The 4,161-nt window shown below is 33.7% G+C and carries 3 protein-coding genes and 2 pseudogenes; all 5 read left to right on the forward strand.

What is annotated here, in order from left to right; genetic code table 11:
- Positions 1 to 164 precede the first annotated feature (164 nt).
- Positions 165 to 1,808, forward strand: a complete 1,644-nt coding sequence (locus HMPREF3045_RS08375) for a recombinase family protein (protein ID WP_070738603.1) — start codon at positions 165 to 167, stop codon at positions 1,806 to 1,808.
- A gap of 148 nt (positions 1,809 to 1,956) precedes the next feature.
- Positions 1,957 to 2,574 (forward strand): class I SAM-dependent methyltransferase, encoded by a 618-nt coding sequence (locus HMPREF3045_RS08380; RefSeq protein WP_070738605.1) that lies wholly within the window; start codon positions 1,957 to 1,959, stop codon positions 2,572 to 2,574.
- A 57-nt stretch (positions 2,575 to 2,631) separates the two neighbouring features.
- Positions 2,632 to 3,138, forward strand: coding sequence for a hypothetical protein (locus HMPREF3045_RS08385; protein WP_070738607.1), 507 nt, complete (start codon positions 2,632 to 2,634; stop codon positions 3,136 to 3,138).
- A 115-nt stretch (positions 3,139 to 3,253) separates the two neighbouring features.
- Positions 3,254 to 3,574, forward strand: a pseudogene (locus HMPREF3045_RS08390) (DUF3847 domain-containing protein).
- 236 nt (positions 3,575 to 3,810) lie between these two features.
- A pseudogene (locus HMPREF3045_RS09155) lies at positions 3,811 to 4,161 on the forward strand (MobA/MobL family protein); the annotation flags it as partial.

The following is a 4,161-nucleotide window of genomic DNA, read 5'->3' on the forward strand; positions in this document are numbered from 1 at the left end:
AATCTCATGGGATCTCTCCATGCGTTCGTTTCACTCACACTAAAACACGTTTGTTTTACAAACTTTTTCGTGTTATCACACTAGTTTTATGGATGATTGTGCCAAAAGGATTAGCCTTATAAGGACAGAGAAAATAATAAAAACTTGGAAAGGAGGTAATTCTCATGTCAAATACGAAAAGAACAGGACAAACAGCCCTTTACGGGGGTTTAAGTCGAGATGATGAAATGCAAGGAGAAAGCAATTCCATCACCAATCAAAAGCAGCTGCTTGAAAGCTATGCGAAAAGAAACGGCTTTGTAAATATCTATCACTATACCGATGACGGAGTAAGCGGAACAACCTTTGATAGAGAGGGATTTCAAAAGATGATAAAAGCAGTAGAAGAAAACAAAGTATCTACTGTGATAGTAAAAGATATGAGTAGGTTTGGCAGAGATTACCTCAAAGTAGGCTTTTACACCGAAATACTGTTCAAAGAAAAGGGAGTAAGGTTTATTGCCATCAACAACGGAATAGATAGCGAGAAACAAGCAGAAAGCGACTTTACACCATTTCTAAACATTATGAACGAATGGTATGCAAGAGATACCTCAAGAAAAATACAATCCATCTTTAGAGCAAGAATGGAAGAAGGTAAAAGAGTATCACCAAGCGTTCCATACGGCTATTTTAGAAACCCAAAGAACAAACAGGAGTTACTTGTCGATAAAGAGAGTGCAAAGGTCGTAAAACGCATTTACAGGCTTGTAATAGAGGGATATGGAGTAACACAGATAGCAGATATACTAACTAAAGATAAAGTCCTTATACCGTCAGCCTATGCAGAAATACATTATCCCGAAAATAACCACAGTTCCAAGAAAAGAGGAATAGAAGACCCATATTTTTGGACACCGACCACAGTAGGATATATTTTAGAAAAGCAAGAATATATGGGACATACTGTATTGGGAAAGACAATTAGTGTAGACTACAAAACCAAGAAACGCAGAAAGGCAAAAGCAGATGAACTTATTATCTTCAAAAATACCCATGAAGCTATCATTGATGAAGAAACATGGAATAACGCACAAATATTAAGAAAAACAGTAAGAAGAAGTCCAAAGTATGGAACAACATCACACCCATTTACAGGACTTTTAATCTGTTCAGATTGTGGAGGAAAGTTAAGTTACAGAGAGCCGGCAGAACATAAAGAAAAGAAATATGATTGTGATTATTGTTTCGTATGCCAACATTACAGACACAGAAAAGGCACTTGCAGTATGCACTACATCAAAGTAAAAACAGTCAATGAAATTCTCTTAAAATCCATCAAAGAAATCACAGACTTTGCAAAAGAAGATAAGCAAGAGTTTCTAAAAGTGATGAACAAGTTATCCGATGAAAAAAGAGAAGAAAAGTATCAAGGGGATAAAGAAAAGTTAGAAAAACTGTTATCAAGAAATGAAGAACTAACAACCCTCATTACAAAGCTACACGAAGACCACGCACTTGGAAAAATTCCTGTAAAACACTTTGATAGATTATTTAATACCTATGATACGGAGCAACAAGACTTAGAAAAGCAAATACAGTATTTTGAAAATGAAATAGAAAGCTATCATCAGAGAAAAATTGATACCGATAAATTCCTAAAAATGATAGAGAAATATATAGATATTGAGGAACTGACAGTACCAAGGATAAATGAGTATATAGAAAAAGTTGTAGTCCATGAAGCAACAGGGAGAAGAAAAGGAAAAGAAAGAAAACAACAAGTCGATGTTTACTTTAATTTTATAGGTAACTGTCAAGTGCTATGAAAAGCGGGCATAGAAAAATGACTTAAAAATGGTAAAATATCATTAGTTAATTTAGACTAACTTGCAATTAGCTTTCATCTTTAAGGAATAATGTGAAATGCTAAAAGCAGAGAGAGTTTAAAATTTGTTGTTGGGAGGAGTTTTGCTGATGAGTGATAAGAGTAACAAAAAATTTTGGGATAAATTCGCCAAGTTGTATGCTCCTTTTATGAAGAAGGATAAAGGTGTTTATGATAAAGTTTGCGGATACATAAACCCCTATTTGAGTAAGGATATGAATGTACTTGAACTTGCTTGTGGTTCAGGTCAATTATCCTTTAACCTTTCAAAATATACGAAAAGTTGGATTGCAACTGATTTTTCTAAACAAATGATTTTTGAAGCAAGAAAACATGGAGAATACGAGAACCTTGTCTTTGAAATAGCTGATGCTACTTCATTGATTTATACAGATGAGAAATTTGATTGTGTAGTAATAGCTAATGCACTTCATATTATGCCCGAGCCTGACAAGGCAATGAAAGAAATATATAGGGTGTTAAAACCTAATGGGACTTTGTTCGCCCCCACTTTTCTATGGAAAGAGGGAAAACAAAGAAAACTTATAAAAAGGTTGATGTCTATTTTAGGATTTAAGATGTATCAAGAATGGGATAAAAAGGAATTTGAAGAATTTACCCATGAATATGGATTTTCAGTAGCTGAAATGAAATTGGTAAATGGAGGTCTTGCACCAGTTGGTGTAATGATTGCATATAAAAAGTAATATTAAATTATTATTTACAAAGTAATATGAATTTAAAAGCAAAAGGGAGATGATTTTATGGATTTAATACAGGCAATTCTTGTCGGAATTGCTATAGCAGCTATTTTTAACGGTGCAGTGGCTTCTTTGGTACTTATTAATCCAAGATTCTTTTTAGATTCTTATCCAAAGGCTATCCAAAAAACAGCTCCGAAACAAATGACAAAGCAAGAGAAAAAGATAAACATGACACTTACTATCGTTATTGTGGGAGTTTGTTTTATTTATTCAACAATAAGTATTTTACATTCAGGAGTCGTTGGCTTTTGGAATATATTTTGGATGGGATACATTCAGTGGAGTATATTAAATATAGGAGATTTTTTGTTATTGGATTGTCTCTTATTTCAAGGAAAATATAAAGAAAAGATAGTTATTCCGGGAACAGAGGGACACAAAGATTATGAGTTTAATAATTGGATGAAACATTTGGCAATTCGAGAACATTTTTTATTAGTTCCATTTTTTCTTGTACCAATTATAGCTACAATTCAAGCTTTGTTTGTTGGCTTTTTAGGAAGATAAATTTAGAGTTGCATAAACAATTTAATAATTTGATAAGAGATACCATAAGAACAGTAAATCAAATCGGTTTACTGTTTTTTCTTTGCTCAAAATTTGAAAGAGAGGGAAACAGAAAATGAAAAACATAGATGAAAAAATTTTAATGGCAGAAGAAGAAATCAAGCAGTTAAAAAACAAAAGAAAAAAGCTAATCAGTAAACAGAAACAGGAAGAACGCAAAAAGAGAGATAGACGCCTTTATGAAAAAGGAGGAGTCTTTGAAAGTATCTTTACTTAAAGCAAGGATTTTACCAAAGATAAATTTTATCAGCTCATCACATTCTCAAATATCAAAGAAATAGTTAATCAAAAAATCTTAAAAATCATAGAGAAACGAGGACAAAGCGAAAATCAAAATACAGAAAACCAAGAGGAAAAAAAGAACGCAGAGGAATAGTACCTTGTTTACAAGGGCGCACTTATACACCCTAAAGGGTGTGTGCGTTCTCCAAAGGCTCTTAGCAGAGAGCATATCAGCTAACGCTGATACAGGGGAGCTACACTCCCCTACGGAAATAAATTTCCTACCCCTTGTGTACTTCCAAAAAGAAAACCGATAAAAGCTATCCGATTTTTTTAGGAAGTCTTTATCATCGCCACCGTACCCACATCAAAAAAGAGAGGAGGTTTTTTATGGCGATATATCATCTTTGTATAAAGATTATCTCAAGAGGCAAAGGCAAAAGTGCAGTGGCAGCTTCCGCCTATTGAAGTGGCGAAAAGATAAAAAATGAGTATGACGGAATAGTCCACGACTTTACAAGAAAAGGCGGAATAGCATATACAGAAATTCTACTACCACAAAATGCACCGCAGGAATTTGTAAATCGTTCTGTCTTATGGAACAGTGTCGAGAAAATAGAAAAAAGTAAAAATTCACATCTTGCAAGAGAAATTGAAATTGCCTTACCCAAAGAATTAAATAGGGGAAAACGGATAGAACTTGTGCTAGAGTATGTAAAAGAAAATTTTGTGAAAGTCGGT

Source organism: Anaerococcus sp. HMSC075B03 (assembly GCF_001815585.1).
Classification (GTDB): Bacteria; Bacillota; Clostridia; order Tissierellales; family Peptoniphilaceae; genus Anaerococcus; species Anaerococcus vaginalis.

Coding starts and splice junctions, on each gene's coding strand:
- HMPREF3045_RS08375 (WP_070738603.1), top strand. CDS start 165: ATGTCAAATACGAAAAGAACAGGACAAACAGCCCTTTACGGGGGTTTA.
- HMPREF3045_RS08380 (WP_070738605.1), top strand. CDS start 1,957: ATGAGTGATAAGAGTAACAAAAAATTTTGGGATAAATTCGCCAAGTTG.
- HMPREF3045_RS08385 (WP_070738607.1), top strand. CDS start 2,632: ATGGATTTAATACAGGCAATTCTTGTCGGAATTGCTATAGCAGCTATT.